13 protein-coding genes are annotated in these 16,860 nt (G+C 70.3%); 7 read left to right on the forward strand and 6 right to left on the reverse strand.

Annotation, left to right across the window (positions count from 1 at the left end):
* Window position 1 precedes the first annotated feature (1 nt).
* The 6 genes from ACFVJQ_RS05875 to mshC all read left to right on the forward strand — a co-directional run bounded on the left by ACFVJQ_RS05875 (window position 2) and on the right by mshC (window position 5,779).
* Window positions 2-1,057: an LLM class F420-dependent oxidoreductase gene (locus tag ACFVJQ_RS05875; protein WP_385781263.1), complete on the forward strand. Its 1,056-nt coding sequence runs from the start codon at window positions 2-4 to the stop codon at window positions 1,055-1,057.
* A 229-nt stretch (window positions 1,058-1,286) separates the two neighbouring features.
* Complete coding sequence (locus ACFVJQ_RS05880) at window positions 1,287-2,075, forward strand: ferritin-like domain-containing protein (protein ID WP_385513042.1); 789 nt, start codon at window positions 1,287-1,289, stop codon at window positions 2,073-2,075.
* Window positions 2,076-2,237: 162 nt separating this feature from the next.
* Window positions 2,238-2,924, forward strand: coding sequence for a histidine phosphatase family protein (locus ACFVJQ_RS05885; RefSeq protein WP_224734423.1), 687 nt, complete (start codon window positions 2,238-2,240; stop codon window positions 2,922-2,924).
* Window positions 2,925-3,046: 122 nt separating this feature from the next.
* On the forward strand, window positions 3,047-3,637 hold the full coding sequence (locus ACFVJQ_RS05890) for a DUF3090 domain-containing protein (RefSeq protein WP_385513043.1): 591 nt from the start codon (window positions 3,047-3,049) through the stop codon (window positions 3,635-3,637).
* Window positions 3,601-4,443 (forward strand): SCO1664 family protein, encoded by an 843-nt coding sequence (locus ACFVJQ_RS05895; RefSeq protein ID WP_385781267.1) that lies wholly within the window; start codon window positions 3,601-3,603, stop codon window positions 4,441-4,443. The genes ACFVJQ_RS05890 and ACFVJQ_RS05895 overlap by 37 nt, the downstream gene beginning before the upstream one ends.
* A gap of 106 nt (window positions 4,444-4,549) precedes the next feature.
* Window positions 4,550-5,779: a cysteine--1-D-myo-inosityl 2-amino-2-deoxy-alpha-D-glucopyranoside ligase gene (gene mshC / locus ACFVJQ_RS05900; protein WP_385513045.1), complete on the forward strand. Its 1,230-nt coding sequence runs from the start codon at window positions 4,550-4,552 to the stop codon at window positions 5,777-5,779.
* Window positions 5,780-5,859: 80 nt separating this feature from the next.
* Here the strand turns inward: mshC and ACFVJQ_RS05905 are convergent, their stop codons facing one another.
* The 6 genes from ACFVJQ_RS05905 to ACFVJQ_RS05930 form a co-directional block, all read right to left on the reverse strand.
* Window positions 5,860-6,828, reverse strand: coding sequence for a PAC2 family protein (locus ACFVJQ_RS05905; RefSeq protein WP_224734419.1), 969 nt, complete (start codon window positions 6,826-6,828; stop codon window positions 5,860-5,862).
* 166 nt (window positions 6,829-6,994) lie between these two features.
* Entirely contained in the window at window positions 6,995-7,666 is a 672-nt protein-coding gene (locus ACFVJQ_RS05910; RefSeq protein ID WP_385513046.1) for a FadR/GntR family transcriptional regulator, read from the reverse strand.
* A gap of 123 nt (window positions 7,667-7,789) precedes the next feature.
* Window positions 7,790-9,406: an FAD-dependent oxidoreductase gene (locus tag ACFVJQ_RS05915; RefSeq protein WP_385513047.1), complete on the reverse strand. Its 1,617-nt coding sequence runs from the start codon at window positions 9,404-9,406 to the stop codon at window positions 7,790-7,792.
* A 49-nt stretch (window positions 9,407-9,455) separates the two neighbouring features.
* Window positions 9,456-10,997, reverse strand: a complete 1,542-nt coding sequence (glpK, locus tag ACFVJQ_RS05920; RefSeq protein WP_385513048.1) for a glycerol kinase GlpK — start codon at window positions 10,995-10,997, stop codon at window positions 9,456-9,458.
* Between the two features lie 81 nt (window positions 10,998-11,078).
* The gene (locus ACFVJQ_RS05925; RefSeq protein WP_385513049.1) at window positions 11,079-11,873 is read right to left on the reverse strand and encodes an MIP/aquaporin family protein; all 795 of its coding nucleotides are present in this window, start codon (window positions 11,871-11,873) and stop codon (window positions 11,079-11,081) included.
* Between the two features lie 338 nt (window positions 11,874-12,211).
* Entirely contained in the window at window positions 12,212-12,976 is a 765-nt protein-coding gene (locus tag ACFVJQ_RS05930; protein WP_385513050.1) for an IclR family transcriptional regulator, read from the reverse strand.
* A gap of 326 nt (window positions 12,977-13,302) precedes the next feature.
* Here ACFVJQ_RS05930 and metH point away from each other — a divergent pair, with 326 nt between their 5' ends.
* Window positions 13,303-16,818: a methionine synthase gene (metH, locus tag ACFVJQ_RS05935; protein WP_385781272.1), complete on the forward strand. Its 3,516-nt coding sequence runs from the start codon at window positions 13,303-13,305 to the stop codon at window positions 16,816-16,818.
* The last annotated feature ends 42 nt before the right edge of the window (window positions 16,819-16,860 follow it).

A 16,860-nucleotide genomic window follows, 5' to 3' on the forward strand; every position in this document is an offset into this window, starting at 1 on the left:
CATGCAGCTCGGGATCAACCTCGGCTACTGGGGCGCCGGAATGGACGCGGACAATCTCGCCGTCGCCCAGGAGGCCGACCGCCTCGGCTACGCCGTCTGCTGGGCCGCCGAAGCCTACGGCTCCGACGCCGCCACCGTGCTCACCTGGGTCGCCGCCCAGACGGAGCGCATCGACGTCGGCTCGGCCATCTTCCAGATCCCGGCCCGCCAGCCCGCGATGACCGCCATGACCGCCGCCACCCTCGACTCCCTGTCCGGCGGCCGCTTCCGCCTCGGCCTGGGCGTCTCCGGCCCCCAGGTCTCCGAGGGCTGGTACGGCGTCAAGTTCGACAAGCCCCTCGCCCGCACCCGCGAGTACGTCGAGATCGTCCGCAAGGCCATGACCCGCGAACGCCTCACCTACGAGGGCACGCACTGGACCCTCCCCCTCCCCGGCGGCCCCGGCAAGCCGATCAAGCTCACGGTCCACCCGCAGCGCGAGCACATCCCGCTCTACATCGCCGCGATCGGCCCCAAGAACCTCGAACAGACCGGCGAGATCGCCGACGGCGCCCTCCTGATCTTCCCCTCCGCGGCCCACCTCGAGGACACCGCGATCAAGCACCTGCGGGCGGGCCGCGAGAAGGCCGGCAAGACCATGGACGGCTTCGACGTCTGCCCCACCCTGCCCCTCGCCGTCGGCGACGACAAGGACGTGACGGCCCTCGCCGACACCTTCCGCCCGTACACCGCGCTGTACGTCGGCGGCATGGGCAGCCCCAAGCAGAACTTCTACAACCAGCTCGCCCAGCGCATGGGCTACGAAAAGGAGGCCGCCGAGATCCAGGAGAAGTACCTGTCCGGCGACAAGCAGGGCGCCGCGGCCGCCGTACCGCACGAGCTGATCGACCAGACCACGCTGCTCGGCTCCGTGGACCGGATCGCCGACCGTATGAAGGCCTACGCCGAGGCGGGAGTCACCACGCTCAGCCTGGCCCCCGCGGGCTTCACCCTGGACGAGCGGCTCGCCTCGCTGCGGGCCGGTTCGGAGGCCCTGGAGCAGGCCGGGCTCGCGTAACCGCACCACGTCGCAGGCGTGGACAAGTCTCAGCGGCCGTGGTGGGGGCTCGGGGGTCTTCCCCGCCACGGCCGTCAGCAGGAACAACGCGCCGGCACGCGCGCGGTTACGCACCCGACGCGACCCCGTGGGTCCTCCTTTTGGCTGAGTTGTCCGACAGAACCGTTGCACCACCCTGGCGCGCCCCTTTGACTCGTTCTTTGCGGAATCCTGCAGAGAGGTGCCACGGATGCTTTCGGCCAAGAGTCTGTTCCAGGAGATCCTCGACAACGACGAGTCCTTCCGGCTGTTCTGCTCCATCGCGGCCAGCGGTGAGGCACAGGGCGGCTGGGAGAACGCCCGCATCGCCGCGCTCGTCCCCGCCAGCGAGCGCGACCTCGCCCCCAAGATCACCCGCCACGGTGCGGACGAGGACAAGCACGGGCGGATCTTCAACGCCCTGATGAAGAAGCGCGGCCTCGAACCCGTCCCCGTACCGCCCGAGACCGACTACACCATGCTTCTGGAGCAGAACGGCATCGGCCTCGCCCACGACAAGCTGGGGCGCGACGAGCCGCTCACCGTCCAGGACGTCGTCACGTACCTCTCGCACAGCCGGGTCACCGAACAGCGCGCCTCCGAGGAGATGGAGATGCTGCGCAAGTACTTCGGCGACCACCCCGACCTCGGCCGCGCGGTCAAGATGATCTCCAACGACGAGGACAACCACCTCGCCTATTGCCACGAGGAACTGCTGCGCTTCGCGTACGCCGGGCACGGCCGGGCCATCCAGCGGACCCTGCGTGAGTGCGCGCTCGCGGAGATCCGGATCTACCGCGACGTCAGCCTCGCGGTCATGGCCCACATGGGCCGCATCCTCGGCTGGTCGAAGCCGAAGGCGGCGGTCCTGGCGTTCGGCATCCACGCCGTGTACTGGTACGAGCGGCTCGGCGGCTGGCGGCGCATGGTGTCCCTGAAGATGCCGGAGCGCCGCAACGCCCTCGGTGGCCCCGCGGCCGCGGCACCCGAATTCGCCTGACCCCGGAGCGGGCCGGGCCTCACCTCCAGGGCGGCCATGAGTCCGATGACCGCCGATACGCTGCCGTAGATCCCCACGATCACCGTGGGGACCACGGCCATGGCCGCCCCCGCGGGGACTTTGGGCCCCTGCGGCGGGCGGCGTGCGCCTACCCTGGGCCGCATGCCCACGTTGATCCTGGTCCGGCACGGACGTTCCACCGCCAACACCGAGGGAGTGCTCGCCGGCTGGACGCCCGGTGTCGCTCTCGACGAGCGCGGGGCCGCGCAGGCCGCCGCACTGCCCGGGCGGCTCGCCGAGCTGCCGATCGCCGAGGTGGTCACCAGCCCGCTGCAACGCTGCCAGGAGACGATCCGGCCGCTGCTCGACGCCCGTCCCGGGCTGCCCGTCCACACCGACGAGCGGATCGGGGAGTGCCGGTACGGCGACTGGTCCGGACGCAAGCTCGCCGAGCTCAAGGACGAGCCACTGATGGAGGTCGTGCAGGCGCATCCGTCGGCTGCCGCGTTCCCCGCAGGCGAGTCGATGCGGTCGATGGCGACCCGGGCCGCCGAGGCGGTGCGCGAGTGGAACGCGCGCGTGGAGCGTGATCACGGGGCCGACGCCGTGTACCTGATGTGCTCGCACGGCGACATCATCAAGTCCCTCGTCGCGGACGCACTCGGACTTCATCTCGACCTGTTCCAGCGGATTTCCGTGGAACCGTGTTCCGTCACCGCGATTCGCTACACCCGTCTCAGGCCGTTTCTCGTGCGCCTCGGGGACACCGGTGACTTCGCGTCCCTGGTGCCGCGCGAGGAAGCTCCGGGCGGGGACGCACCGGTGGGGGGCGGTGCGGGCGCACCGTGATCGTCCGCCGCAGTAGGGTGAAGCGGTCGCAGTAGCGCCGTACTTGTCCGCAGCCGAGCGTCCGCACGGCGGCCGGTCGGTCCCGATGTCGATGTCGACCCACGAATCAATGGAGACAGGACGTGTCCCGTCAGGTGTTCCTCTACGACCCCCCGGACCGCTTCGTGGCCGGTACGGTCGGACTGCCCGGGCGCCGTACGTTCTTCCTCCAGGCCACGGCCGGATCCCGGGTGACCAGCGTGGCCCTGGAGAAGACCCAGGTCGCCGCGCTCGCCGAGCGCATGGACGAACTGCTGGACGAGGTGGTGCGCCGCAGCGGCGGCAGCGCGGCCGTGCCGGCCGTGGCGCCCACCGAGATCACCGACACCGGCCCCCTGGACACCCCCATCGAGGAGGAGTTCCGGGTCGGCACCATGGCCCTCGCCTGGGACGGCGAGGAGCAGCGCATGATCGTCGAGGCGCAGGCCCTCGTGGAGCTCGAGGCCGACTCCGAGGAGGACCTCGCCGAGGCGGAGGAAAGGCTGCTCCAGGACGAGGAGAACGGTCCCCCGATGCTGCGGGTCCGGCTCACCGGCGCGCAGGCCCGCGCCTTCGCCAAGCGCGCCCTCGACGTCGTCAACGCCGGCCGGCCGCCGTGCCCCCTGTGCAGCCTGCCGCTCGACCCGGAAGGACACGTATGTCCGCGCCAGAACGGATACCGCCGCGGAGCATGACGGCAGCCACTGCGAGCAGCGCAGCGGACGCCGCGCTGCTCGCAGCCGGCGAGCTGACCGTGCGCGGACGTATCCGGGACGCCTCCAACGCGGCGCTGTACTGCACGGTGACCCACGACGGGTGGGAGGCGGCCTGCGTCTACAAGCCCGTCGCCGGGGAGCGGCCCCTGTGGGACTTCCCCGACGGCACCCTCGCTCAGCGCGAGGTGGCCGCGTACGAGGTCTCCGAGGCGACCGGATGGGGGCTCGTACCGCCCACCGTGCTGCGCGACGGGCCGTACGGCGAGGGCATGTGCCAGTTGTGGATCGAGGCGCAGCCGGACGGCGAGCTGCTCGCGCTCATCGACGCCGAGGAGCCCGGGCCCGGCTGGAAGGCGATCGGCTTCGCCGAGGTCGGGGACGGGAAGACCGCGCTGCTGGTGCATGCGGACGACGAGCGGCTGCGGCGACTCGCCGTGCTCGACGCCGTGATCAACAACGCGGACCGCAAGGGCGGGCACCTGCTGCCGTCCGGCGACGGCCGGCTCTACGGCATCGACCACGGGGTCACCTTCAACGCCGAGAACAAGCTGCGCACGCTGCTGTGGGGGTGGGCGGGGGAGCCGCTCACCGCGGAGGCCGTCGAGGTGCTCCAGCGGCTCCGCAGGGAGCTGAAGGCGGGCGGGGCGCTCGCCGAGCGGCTGGCCGCGCTGATCACCGGCCCCGAAATCGACGCCACGCGCGCACGGGTGGACGTACTCCTCGCTTCGGGAGTGCACCCCGAGCCGAACGGGGAGTGGCCGGCCATCCCGTGGCCGCCCGTGTAGGGCTTGCTCGGCAGCACACGGGGCCGGGGCCGCGCAAGAGTGCCTTACCGGCCATCCGGCCTGGTCCGGTTCGTATACGGAACTCCAGTCCGGTTAGGCTCAGGACATGCATGCCTGGCCCGCTTCTGAGGTCCCCGCCCTGCCCGGCAAGGGCCGCGACCTCCGGATCCACGACACAGCGACCGGTGGCCTCGTCACCCTCGCCCCCGGTCCCGTCGCCCGTATCTACGTCTGCGGCATCACGCCGTACGACGCGACCCACATGGGTCACGCGGCGACCTACAACGCGTTCGACCTCGTTCAGCGCGTGTGGCTCGACACCAAGCGGCAGGTGCACTACGTCCAGAACGTCACCGACGTCGACGATCCGCTCCTGCAGCGGGCGGATCGCGACGGCCTCGACTGGGCCGCCCTCGCCGAGCGGGAGACCGCGCTGTTCCGCGAGGACATGACCGCCCTGCGGATGCTGCCGCCGCAGCACTACATAGGCGCGGTCGAGGCGATACCCGGCATCGTGCCGCTGGTGGAGCGACTGCGGGACATGGGCGCCGCCTACGAACTCGAGGGGGACATCTACTTCTCCGTCGAGTCCGACCCCGACTTCGGCAAGGTCTCGAACCTGGACGCTGCCGCCATGCGGCTGCTCTCCGCCGAGCGGGGCGGCGACCCGGACCGTCCGGGCAAGAAGAACCCCGTCGACCCGATGCTGTGGATGGCGGCCCGTGAGGGCGAGCCCAGCTGGGACGGCGGCTCGCTCGGCCGCGGCCGGCCCGGGTGGCACATCGAGTGCGTCGCGATCGCCCTCGACCACCTCGGGATGGGCTTCGACGTGCAGGGCGGCGGTTCCGATCTCGCCTTCCCGCACCACGAGATGGGCGCCTCGCACGCCCAGGTGCTGACCGGCGAGTTCCCCATGGCCAAGGCGTATGTGCACGCCGGCATGGTCGCCCTCGACGGCGAGAAGATGTCCAAGTCCAAGGGCAACCTCGTCTTCGTCTCCCGGCTGCGCCGGGACGGCGTCGACCCGGCCACCATCCGGCTCGCGCTGCTCGCCCACCACTACCGGGCCGACTGGGAGTGGACCGACCAGGTGCTGCGGGACGCCCAGGCGCGGCTCGACCACTGGCGCTCGGCTGTCTCCCGCCCCGACGGGCCGAGCGCCGACGCGCTGGTCGAGGAGATCCGCGAGGCCCTCGCCGACGACCTGGACGCGCCGTCCGCGCTCGCCGCGGTCGACCGCTGGGCCGCCGCGCAGCACGAGCAGGGCGGCACGGACACCGGCGCCCCCGGTGTGGTGACGCGTGCGGTGGACGCGTTGCTGGGCGTGGCCCTGTAAGACGCCGGCCGGCACCATCGGTCAACGCAGTGGGCCGCTTCCTCCTCACGGGGGAAGCGGCCCACTTGCGTTGCGGACGCTCACTCCTCGGGCGAATCCTCGTCGTCGTTGCCCGGCTTCGGCGGCCGGGTCCGGCCGCCCGGGTTGTCCCGCAGATACGGCGGGCTGTCCCCGCCGTCCGCCGTGGCGTGTCCGCCGGGCGGGGTGCCGCCGTCCCGGCGCCGCAGGTACCGCTCGAACTCGCGGGCGATCGCCTCGCCCGACGCCTCCGGCAGCTCGGCGGTGTCCCGCGCCTCCTCCAGCGTCTGGACGTACTCCGCGACCTCGCTGTCCTCGGCGGCCAGCTGGTCCACCCCCACCTGCCAGGCCCGCGCGTCCTCGGGCAGCTCGCCCAGCGGGATGTGCACGCCGATCAGGTCCTCCAGGCGGTTGAGGAGGGCCAGCGTCGCCTTCGGGTTGGGCGGCTGCGACACGTAGTGCGGCACCGCCGCCCACAGCGACACCGCCGGCACGCCCGCATGCGTGCAGGCCTCCTGGAGAACGCCGACGATGCCCGTGGGGCCCTCGTACTTGGTCTCCTCCAGGTCCATCCGGCGGGCCAGGTCCGCGTCGGACGTGGTCCCGCTGATCGGGACCGGACGGGTGTGCGGGGTGTCACCGAGCAGGGCGCCCAGGATCACCACCAGCTCCACGCCCAGCTCGTGCGCGAAGCCGAGCAGCTCGTTGCAGAACGAGCGCCAGCGCATGGACGGTTCGATACCGCGCACCAGCACCAGGTCACGCGGCTTGTCGCCGCCGACCCGGACCACCGACAACCTTGTCGTCGGCCAGGTGATCTTGCGGACGCCGGCGTCCATCCACACCGTGGGCCGGTTCACCTGGAAGTCGTAGTAGTCCTCCGCGTCCAGTGCCGCGAAGACCTCGCCCTTCCACTCCCTCTCGAGATGCGCGACCGCGGTGGAGGCGGCGTCGCCGGCATCGTTCCAGCCCTCGAACGCGGCCACCATGACCGGGTCGATCAGCTCGGGAACCCCCTCGAGCTCGATCACCCAGTGCCTCCTTCCGACGTGCCCTCGCCTAACGACCCAACCTTACGGCGTGCGGCGGGGGCGCCCGCAGCCCCCTTGCACGGGGGAGTGAACGGATCACTGCCCCGTTCGCCATCCCGGAACACCCCACGATTCATCCGAGCTGTCACCGGCCCACAGGCCTGGCTCACAGGGTGCTGCGCAGCCACTGCTCCACGCTCGCGATGTGCACCGTGGCCCAGGAGCGGGCCGCCTCCGCGTCACCGTCGCGCAGGGCGGCGAGGATGGCACGGTGCTCGTACAGGGTGCGGCTGACCGCGTCCTGCTGGGTCAGGCCGCGCCAGATCCGGGCCCGGGTGGTCGGCCCGGACAGGCCCTCGAGCAGGGAACACAGCACCGAGTTGCCGGAGGCCTGCACGATGCTCCGGTGGAACTCCAGGTCGCAGGCGACGAGCTCCTCCACCGAGGGATCGCCGCCCAGGGCGTCCAACTGGGCCGCCAGGGCGTCGACTTCCTGCTCGCCGATACGGCCGGCCGCCATCGCCGTGGCGGCCGGCTCCAGGATGCGGCGCACGGCCAGGAACTCCAGCACCGTGTCGTCGCGGTGGAAGTCGACGACGAAGCTCATGGCCTCCAGGAGCAGTTGCGGATCCAGGCTCGTCACATACGTCCCGTCGCCCTGCCGCACGTCCAGGATCCGGATCAGCGACAGCGCGCGTACCGCCTCGCGCAGGGAGTTGCGGGACAGCCCCAGGCCGGCGGCGAGTTCGCTCTCCTTGGGCAGCCGGTCACCGGGCCGCAGCGCACCGGAGACGATCATGTCCTTGATCTTCTCGATCGCCTCGTCAGTCACTGCCATGACCGGCCTCCCTGTAGCTCAGACCTCCGATGTCTCAGCACATTATGGGGGTGCCGTCCGCCGACCGACGGGGAAAGGGGGCGGCTCCGTCGGCGTGGAGCCGCCCCCTTCGCTGTGCGGGCGTTACTTCTTGTCGAGCAGGTCCTGGACCTTCGTACGGACTTCGTCCGTGGCCAGGCCGCGGATCGTCAGCGTCGTACGGCGGCGCAGCACGTCGTCCTGCGTCTCGGCCCACTCGTGGTCGCGGGCCCAGACGACCTGCGCCCAGATCTCCGGGGCGTCGGGGTGGACCCGCTCGGCCAGCTCCGGGTTCTCGTTGGCGAGCCGGGCGATGTCGAAGGCCAGTGAACCGTAGTGCGTGGCCAGATGCCTGGCGGTGTCGGCCGCCATGCGCGGGCCGGGCGCCGGGTGGTCGACCAGCAGGCGGTGAGCGACCGCGCGGGGGTTGGCGACACCCGGCAGCGGCAGCTTCTTCGGCAGCGTGGAGATCGGCTCGAAGTCCTCGCCCAGCGGGCGCCCCGGCAGCGCCTCCAGCTTCTTCATGATCGTCCGACCGATGTGGCGGAAGGTCGTCCACTTGCCGCCCGCCACGGACAGCATCCCGCCGCGGCCCTCGGTGACCACCGTCTCGCGCTTGGCCTTCGCGGTGTCGCCGGGGCCGCCCGGCAGCACCCGCAGACCCGCGAAGGCGTAGGTGATCAGGTCACGGTCGAGTTGCTGGTCGCGGATGGAGAACGCGGCCTCGTCCAGGATCTGGGCTATGTCCTTGTCGTTGACCGAGACATCGGCCGGGTCGCCCTCGTACACCTCGTCGGTCGTGCCGAGCAGCAGCATGTCCTCCCAGGGGAGGGCGAAGGTGATGCGGTACTTGTCGATCGGGGTGGCGAGCGCGGCCTTCCAGGGGGAGGTGCGCTTCAGGACCAGATGTGCGCCCTTCGACAGGCGGATCGACGGGGCGGCATTCGGGTCCTCCATACGGCGCAGGTGGTCGACCCACGGGCCGGTCGCGTTCAGTACAAGGCGGGCGCTCACCCCGAACTCGTCACCGGACAGGCGGTCCTTGAGCTCGGCGCCGGTCACCCGGCCGTTGGTGAAGCGCAGTCCGGTCACCTCGGCGTGGTTGAGGACGACCGCGCCCGACTCGACGGCCGCGCGGACCGTCATCAGCGCCATCCGCGCGTCGTTCATCTGGTCGTCGCCGTACACGGCCACGGCCTTGAGGTTCTCGGTGCGCAACTCGGGCACGTCGGCCTGGGCCTTGGCGGGGGAGAGCAGGTGCCCGACGCCGTCGCCGAAGGCCGACAGCATCGAGTAGGCGAAGACACCGGCCCCCAGCTTCGCGGCGCCGTGCGGGCCGCCCTTGTACACGGGGAGGTAGAAGGTGAGCGGGTTCGCCAGGTGGGGGGCCACCTGGCGGGAGACCGCACGGCGCTCGAAGTGGTTCTCCGCCACCAGCTTCACCGCGCCGGTCTGCAGGTAGCGCAGACCGCCGTGGAGCAGCTTGGAGGAGGCGGAGGAGGTGGCACCGGCGAAGTCGCCGGCGTCGACCAGGGCCACCCTGAGCCCGGACTGCGCGGCATGCCAGGCGGTGGAGATGCCCAGGATGCCGCCGCCGATCACGAGAAGGTCGTACGACGCCTTGGAGAGCTGCTCCCGGGTCTCGGCACGGCTCGGGTTGGAGCCGGAGGCCGGGCGTGTCCCCAGGGCAGGCACGGACTGCAGGGTGGACTGGCTGGTCATGGTGGGTTGTTGCTCCTCGTCAGCTAGGTGGAGCTCTTCCGAGCTCTCGTCAGCTCTCGTCCTCGTCGAGCCAGCCCATGGTCCGTTCGACGGCCTTGAGCCAGCTCTTGTACTCACGGTCGCGGATCTCCGCGTCCATGCGGGGGGTCCACTCGGCGGCCCGGCGCCAGTTGGCACGCAGGTCGTCGGTGCTGTTCCAGAAGCCGACGGCGAGACCGGCGGCATAGGCGGCGCCGAGGCAGGTGGTCTCGGCGACCATCGGGCGCACCACGGGGGCGTCCACGAAGTCGGCGAGCGTCTGCATCAGCAGGTTGTTGGAGGTCATGCCGCCGTCGACCTTGAGGGCCGTCAGCTCGACGCCGGAGTCCTTGGTCATGGCGTCGGCGATCTCCCGCGTCTGCCAGGCGGTGGCCTCCAGGACGGCGCGCGCGAGGTGCGCCTTGGTGACGTACCGGGTCAGACCGGCGATCACACCGCGGGCGTCGGAGCGCCAGTACGGGGCGAACAGACCGGAGAAGGCCGGCACGAAGTAGGCGCCGCCGTTGTCCTCGACCGACAGCGCGAGCGTCTCGATCTCGGCGGCGGTGGAGATCAGGCCCATCTGGTCGCGCATCCACTGCACCAGCGCACCGGTGACGGCGATCGAGCCCTCCAGGGCGTAGACCGGCTGCTCGCCGCCGATCTGGTAGCCGACGGTGGTCAGCAGCCCGCTGTAGGAGTTGATGATCTTGTCGCCGGTGTTCATCACCATGAAGGTGCCGGTGCCGTACGTCGACTTGGTCTCGCCCTCGGCGAAGCAGGTCTGGCCGAACAGGGCCGCCTGCTGGTCGCCGAGCGCGGAGGCGACCGGGATGCCGCCGAGCAGGTCGCCCAGCTTGCCGCCGGTGATCTCGCCGTAGACCTCGGCGGAGGAGCGGATCTCGGGGAGGATCTGCAGCGGTACGCCGATCGACTCGCAGATCTTCTCGTCCCACTGCATGGTGTGCAGGTTCATGAGAAGGGTGCGGGAGGCGTTGGTGACGTCGGTGACGTGATGGCCGCCGTTGACACCGCCGGTCAGGTTCCAGATGACCCAGGTGTCCATGGTGCCGAAGAGGATGTCCCCGGCTTCGGCGCGCTCGCGCAGGCCCTCGACGTTGTCGAGCAGCCAGCGGGCCTTCGGGCCGGAGAAGTAGGAGGCCAGCGGCAGGCCGGTCTCGCGGCGGAAGCGGTCCTGGCCGACGTTGCGGCCGAGTTCCCGGCACAGGGCGTCGGTGCGGGTGTCCTGCCAGACGATGGCGTTGTGGACGGGCTCACCGGTGTTCTTGTCCCACAGCACGGTGGTCTCGCGCTGGTTGGTGATGCCGATGGCCTTGATGTCGTCGCGGGTGATGCCGGCCTTCTCGACGGCGCCGACGACGACCTCCTGGACGTTGGTCCAGATCTCGGTTGCGTTGTGCTCGACCCAGCCCGGCTTCGGGAAGATCTGCTCGTGCTCCTTCTGGTCGACGGAGACGATCCGGCCGTCACGGTCGAAGATGATGCAGCGGGACGAGGTGGTCCCCTGGTCGATGGCGGCGATGAACGGGCCGGCGGTGTGTGCGTCGGTCACTGTGTGCTCCTGGAAGTCCTTTGGGCTGGGCTCGGGTTTACGGCGTCATGCTTGCGGCTGCGAGAGCGGACGGACCCGGTTCTAAGCAAAAGCGACGTTGTAGATGCCCGCCGCGATGGCGGCGCCGATCAGCGGACCGACCACCGGGACCCATGCGTAGGACCAGTCGGAACCGCCCTTGTTGGGCAGGGGCAGAAGGGCGTGCACGATACGCGGACCGAGGTCACGGGCCGGGTTGATGGCGTAGCCGGTCGGGCCGCCGAGGGAGAGGCCGATGCCGACCACGACGAGGGCGACCATCAGACCGCCGACGGTGCCGAGGCCGTTGCCGTTGTCGTTGAGACCTTGCGTGAGGACGGCGATGACCAGCACGAACGTGCCGATGATCTCCGTCGTGAGGTTCATCACCGCGTTCCGGATCTCGGGGCCGGTGGAGAAGACGCCCAGGACCGGTCCTGCGCCCTTCTCCCGCGCCTCGACGGCCTTGACGTCCGTGGTCTCCGTGCCCGGACCACCGACGATCTCCTTGTCGGTGAGGTGCGCGTGGAACTGGCCGTAGTAGGCGAGCCAGACCAGAGTCGCGCCGATCATGGCGCCGAGCAGCTGTCCGCCCCAGTAGACGGGGAGATTGCTCCAGTCGTTGTCCTTGATCGCGATACCGAGCGTGACCGCCGGGTTGAGGTGGGCGCCGGACAGCGGCGCCGAGACGTAGACGGCCGTCAGCACGGCGAAACCCCACCCGAAGGTGATCGCGAGCCAGCCGGCGTTGCGGGCCTTGGAGGCCTTGAGAACGACGGCGGCAACGACGCCACCGCCGAGCAGGATGAGTATGGCGGTACCGATGGTCTCGCCGATGAAGATGTCGGAGCTGGACACCCGCGACTCCTTTGTCCTTCGTCCAGGGGAAGCCGAACCCCGAGTCCCTTCCGGGGTCCGCGAGCCCTCGAAGTGAGGGCGATACCGGCCCTTGGCGTTGTCACACTCTAGCGCGTATTGCCGGTAGGTGTTCGACAATGCCGACCGATGGACGGGAGTCTTGCTTCGGCGTTACGCGCACGTCAAGAGTTCTGTTGTCGAAAATGCGATCGTTATTGATCGCTGTGCGCTGGTCGATCTCTGGGGCGGATATGTTGGAATCAGCCCCATGTGTCCGTTTTTAGGGTAGGTCGAAAGCCGGAACGCCGTACTGGCGCCCCGGTTTGCTCGGATATGTGTCAGAACCGCCCGGCGCCCAGGTCCCGCGACACCGCGCGGGCACAGTCCCGGACCGCCGCGATCAGCTCGGGGCGCAGCTCACCGTCCGGGCGCAGCCGCTCCACGGCGCCCGTGATGCCGACCGCGCCGACCGGCATGCGCCGCCGGTCGTGGATGGGTGCGGCGACGGAGGCGACGCCCTCCCAGGTCTCCTCGACATCCGCCGCATAGCCACGCGCGCGCGTGATGTCGAGAACGTGCTCGAATCCCTCCAGCTCGCACACGGTGCGGTCGGTGAACGCCTTGCGGTCGCTCTCCAGTGCCTCGCTGTGCGCGACCGGGTCGTACGCCGACAGGACCTTGCCCAGGGCAGTGGAGTGCAGCGGCTGCATGGCCCCGATCTCCAGCACCTGCCGGCTGTCGTCGGGCCGGAAGACGTGGTGCACGATCAGCACGCCCTGCTGGTGCAGCACCCCCAGATAGACGCTCTCCCCGCTGGAGCGGGCCAGGTCGTCCGTCCACACCAGGGCCCGCGCGCGCAGCTCGTGCACGTCCAGGTACGTGGTGCCCAGGCGCAGCAGCTCGGCGCCCAGCTGGTAGCGCCCGGAGGCGTCGTCCTGCTCGACGAAGCCCTCCTGCTGGAGGGTGCGCAGGATGCCGTGGGCCGTGCCCTTGGCGAGGCCGAGGGCCGAGGCGATGTCGGACAGACCCAGCCGCCGCTCGCCGCCCGCGAGCAGGCGCAGCATCGCGGCCGCCCGTTCGAGCGACTGGATGTTCCGTGCCATCGCCGTTCTGCCTCCGTCCCCTGTGCGACCGTCGAGCCACGACGTCCGCCTCGCTGTTCGCCGATGTTCGACTATGTCCAGTGTTCGGCAATGCCGAACACTACCTGTCGATGCCGATCTGCCGCCAACGGTCGGTCGGCAGTTGTTGCGTCACACGTCCACCGGCGGTGACCCGGCCGCCATCGTGGTCCGTCTCGTGGACGCCCCTGACCATAGGCCCCGGGTCCCGGCTACCCTGGCGGCGTGCGCCCTCGTCCGGAAGCCCGCGCGGGCTTCCGGACAGGAAGCGCAAAGCCGACAGCCGTCGCATTCCAGGGAGCCCATACATGGCCTCGTTGCCGCAGACCCCTTCCACCGACAGCCGGACCCGCGTGTCCGCCCTGCGCGAGGCGCTCGCCACCCGAGTGGTGGTGGCCGACGGGGCGATGGGCACCATGCTCCAGGCCCAGGAACCCACCCTCGAGGACTTCCAGCACCTCGAGGGCTGCAACGAGGTCCTGAACGTCACCCGCCCGGACATCGTGCGCTCGGTGCATGCCGAGTACTTCGACGCGGGCGTGGACTGTGTGGAGACCAACACCTTCGGCGCGAACCTCAGCGCTCTCGGCGAGTACGACATCGCCGACCGCATCCACGAGCTGTCCGAGGCAGGTGCCCGGATCGCCCGTGAGACCGCCGACGAGTTCGCGCAGCGCACCGGGCAGCAGCGCTGGGTGCTCGGCTCGATGGGCCCCGGCACCAAGCTGCCCACCCTCGGCCACACCACCTTCGCCGCGATCCGCGACGCCTACCAGCAGAACGCCGAGGGCCTCCTCGCGGGCGGCGCGGACGCGCTGCTCGTGGAGACCACGCAGGACCTGCTCCAGACCAAGGCCTCGGTCGTCGCCGCCCGCCGGGCGATGCGGACGGCCGGCTACGACGTACCGCTGATCGTCTCGGTCACCGTCGAGACCACCGGCACCATGCTGCTCGGCTCCGAGATCGGCGCGGCGCTCACCGCCCTGGAGCCGCTCGGCATCGACATGATCGGCCTGAACTGCGCGACCGGCCCGGCCGAGATGAGCGAGCACCTGCGCTTCCTGGCCCGCCACTCCCGCATCCCGCTGTCCTGCATGCCGAACGCCGGCCTGCCCGTGCTGACGGCCGAGGGCGCCCACTACCCGCTCACCGCGCCGGAACTTGCCGATGCGCAGGAGAACTTCGTCCGGGACTACGGGCTGTCGTTGGTGGGCGGCTGCTGCGGTACGACGCCGGAGCATCTGCGGCAGGTCGTGGAGCGGGTCCGGGACACCACGCCGAGCGAGCGCAGTCCGCGTCCGGAGCCGGGCGCCGCGTCCCTGTACCAGTCGGTGCCGTTCCGTCAGGACACCTCGTATCTGGCGATCGGTGAGCGGACGAACGCCAACGGGTCCAAGAAGTTCCGTGAGGCGATGCTGGAGGGCCGCTGGGACGACTGTGTGGAGATGGCCCGGGAGCAGATCCGCGAGGGCGCGCACATGCTCGACCTGTGCGTGGACTACGTCGGCCGGGACGGCGTCGCCGACATGGAGGAACTGGCCGGCCGGTTCGCGACCGCCTCGACGCTGCCGATCGTGCTGGACTCCACCGAGGTCGACGTGATCCGGGCGGGCCTGGAGAAGCTGGGCGGCCGGGCGGTCATCAACTCGGTCAACTACGAGGACGGTGACGGGCCCGAGTCGCGGTTCGCGAAGGTCACGGAGCTGGCCCAGGAGCACGGCGCCGCGCTGATCGCCCTGACCATCGACGAGGAGGGCCAGGCCCGTACGGCGGAGAAGAAGGTCGAGATCGCCGAGCGTCTGATCGCCGATCTGACCGGCAACTGGGGCATCCACGAGTCGGACATCCTCATCGACTGTCTGACCTTCACGATCTGCACCGGGCAGGAGGAGTCCCGGGGCGACGGCATCGCCACCATCGAGGCGATCCGCGAGCTGAAGCGCCGTCACCCCGACGTGCAGACCACGCTCGGCCTGTCGAACATCTCCTTCGGCCTGAACCCGGCCGCCCGGATCCTGCTCAACTCCGTCTTCCTCGACGAGTGCGTCAAGGCGGGCCTGGACTCGGCGATCGTGCACGCGTCGAAGATCCTGCCGATCGCCCGCTTCGACGACGAGCAGGTCACCACCGCCCTCGACCTGATCTACGACCGCCGCCGTGACGGCTACGACCCGCTGCAGAAGCTGATGGCGCTGTTCGAGGGCGCCACCGCCAAGTCGCTGAAGGCGGGCAAGGCGGAGGAACTGGCCGCGCTGCCGCTGGAGGAGCGCCTCAAGCGGCGCATCATCGACGGCGAGCGCAACGGCCTGGAGGCAGACCTCGCCGAGGCCCTGCAGGACCGGCCCGCCCTGGACATCGTCAACGACACCCTGCTGGACGGCATGAAGGTGGTCGGTGAGCTGTTCGGGTCCGGGCAGATGCAGCTGCCGTTCGTGCTGCAGTCCGCCGAGGTGATGAAGGCCGCCGTCGCCCATCTCGAGCCGCACATGGAGAAGACCGACGCGGACGGCAAGGGCACCATCGTGCTGGCCACCGTGCGCGGCGACGTGCACGACATCGGCAAGAACCTGGTTGACATCATCCTGTCCAACAACGGCTACAACGTGGTCAACCTGGGCATCAAGCAGCCGGTCTCGGCGATCCTGGACGCCGCCCAGGAACACAGGGCCGATGTCATCGGCATGTCCGGGCTGCTGGTGAAGTCCACGGTGATCATGAAGGAGAACCTGGAGGAGCTCAACGCCCGGGGCCTGGCCGCCGACTACCCGGTCATCCTCGGCGGCGCCGCCCTCACCCGCGCCTACGTCGAGCAGGACCTGCACGAGATCTACGAGGGCGAGGTCCGCTACGCCCGGGACGCCTTCGAGGGCCTGCGCCTGATGGACGCCCTGATCGGCGTCAAGCGGGGCGTGCCCGGCGCGAAGCTGCCGGAGCTCAGGCAGCGCCGCGTGCGGGCCACCGCCACCGCTGTCGTCGAGGAGCGTCCGGAGGAGGGGCACGTCCGCTCCGACGTCGCCACCGACAACCCCGTCCCGACGCCGCCGTTCTGGGGCACCCGCGTCGTCAAGGGCATCCAGCTCAAGGAGTACGCGTCCTGGCTGGACGAGGGTGCCCTGTTCAAGGGCCAGTGGGGGCTGAAGCAGGCCCGCACCGGCGAGGGCCCCTCCTACGAGGAACTCGTCGAGAGCGAGGGCCGGCCCCGGCTGCGCGGTCTGCTGGACCGGCTCCAGACCGAGAACCTGCTCGAGGCGGCCGTGGTGTACGGCTACTTCCCGTGCGTGTCCAAGGACGACGACCTGATCATCCTGGACGATGCGGGCAACGAGCGCACCCGGTTCACCTTCCCGCGCCAGCGCCGCGGCCGCCGGCTGTGCCTGGCCGACTTCTTCCGCCCGGAAGAGGCCGGCGAGACGGATGTGGTCGGGCTCCAGGTCGTCACGGTGGGCTCGCGGATCGGGGAGGAGACGGCCCGGCTGTTCGAGTCCGACTCCTACCGCGACTACCTCGAACTCCACGGTCTGTCCGTGCAGTTGGCCGAGGCCCTCGCCGAGTACTGGCACGCGCGCGTGCGGGCCGAGCTGGGCTTCGCCGGGGAGGACCCGGCCGACATGGAGGACATGTTCGCGCTGAAGTACCGGGGAGCGCGTTTCTCCCTCGGCTACGGTGCCTGCCCGGATTTGGAGGACCGGGCGAAGATCGCCGACCTGCTCGAGCCGGAGCGGATCGGGGTCCGGCTGTCCGAGGAGTTCCAACTGCACCCCGAGCAGTCCACGGACGCCATCGTGATCCACCACCCCGAGGCGAAGTACTTCAACGCACGCTGATCGGATACGTCGTACACTGGTCGGTCCACAGCAGGCCGGTTC

It is taken from the genome of Streptomyces sp. NPDC127197, from assembly GCF_042672405.1.
GTDB lineage: Bacteria > Actinomycetota > Actinomycetes > Streptomycetales > Streptomycetaceae > Streptomyces > Streptomyces flavusporus.

What these genes read in the sequence shown, in the direction of transcription:
- ACFVJQ_RS05875 (WP_385781263.1), top strand. Translation starts at nt 2, where the DNA reads ATGCAGCTCGGGATCAACCTCGGCTACTGGGGCGCCGGAATGGACGCG.
- ACFVJQ_RS05880 (WP_385513042.1), top strand. Translation starts at nt 1,287, where the DNA reads ATGCTTTCGGCCAAGAGTCTGTTCCAGGAGATCCTCGACAACGACGAG.
- ACFVJQ_RS05885 (WP_224734423.1), top strand. Translation starts at nt 2,238, where the DNA reads ATGCCCACGTTGATCCTGGTCCGGCACGGACGTTCCACCGCCAACACC.
- ACFVJQ_RS05895 (WP_385781267.1), top strand. Translation starts at nt 3,601, where the DNA reads ATGTCCGCGCCAGAACGGATACCGCCGCGGAGCATGACGGCAGCCACT.
- mshC (WP_385513045.1), top strand. Translation starts at nt 4,550, where the DNA reads ATGCATGCCTGGCCCGCTTCTGAGGTCCCCGCCCTGCCCGGCAAGGGC.
- ACFVJQ_RS05910 (WP_385513046.1), bottom strand. Translation starts at nt 7,666, where the DNA reads ATGGCAGTGACTGACGAGGCGATCGAGAAGATCAAGGACATGATCGTC.
- ACFVJQ_RS05915 (WP_385513047.1), bottom strand. Translation starts at nt 9,406, where the DNA reads ATGACCAGCCAGTCCACCCTGCAGTCCGTGCCTGCCCTGGGGACACGC.
- ACFVJQ_RS05930 (WP_385513050.1), bottom strand. Translation starts at nt 12,976, where the DNA reads ATGGCACGGAACATCCAGTCGCTCGAACGGGCGGCCGCGATGCTGCGC.
- metH (WP_385781272.1), top strand. Translation starts at nt 13,303, where the DNA reads ATGGCCTCGTTGCCGCAGACCCCTTCCACCGACAGCCGGACCCGCGTG.